1 protein-coding gene is annotated in these 538 nt (G+C 69.9%); it reads left to right on the top strand.

All coding sequences use genetic code 11. The annotated features are described in order from the left end of the window. On the top strand, window positions 1-414 hold a 414-nt coding region (locus CEY11_RS24950), incomplete at its 5' end, for a branched-chain amino acid ABC transporter permease (protein WP_143323056.1). Between the last annotated feature and the right edge of the window lie 124 nt (window positions 415-538).

Here is a 538-nt window from a genome sequence, read left to right as displayed (position 1 = left end):
CTGACCGTGGGCATGTGGTACTTCCTGCTGCGCTCGCGGCTGGGCCGCGCCATACGCGCCACCGCCCAGAACCTGGTGGCCGCGCGCCTGTACGGCGTCGAGCCGCGCCACCTGTACGCCGTCACCTTCGGCCTGGGCCTGGCGCTGGCCGGGGCGGCCGGCGGCCTGTACGGCACGGTCTCGCAGATCAACCCCTACATCGGCGGCTCGCTGACCGCCAAGTCCTTCGCCATCTCCATCATCGGCGGGCTGGACAACCCCTTGGGCGTGATCGTCGGCGGCCTGTTCCTGGGGCTGGTCGAATCGCTGACCACGCTGTACGTGGGGCCCACGTTCTCTGACGTGGCCAGCTTCGGCGTGCTGGTGCTGGTGCTGATCCTGCGGCCCAGCGGCCTGCTCGGGAGGACGGCATGAAGACGCTGCGCCCGATCCTGATCGTGCTGGTGCTGATCGCGCTGGCGCTGCTGCCGCTGTACGGCTCGGACGTCATGATCCAGTTCGGCATCAGCACGCTGCTGCTGGCCGTGCTGGCCCAGGG

The organism is Candidimonas nitroreducens (genome assembly GCF_002209565.1).
Classification (GTDB): domain Bacteria; phylum Pseudomonadota; class Gammaproteobacteria; order Burkholderiales; family Burkholderiaceae_B; genus Candidimonas; species Candidimonas nitroreducens.
Note: the sequence above shows the minus strand (reverse complement) of the source record. Positions and strands in the feature narration are given on the sequence as shown.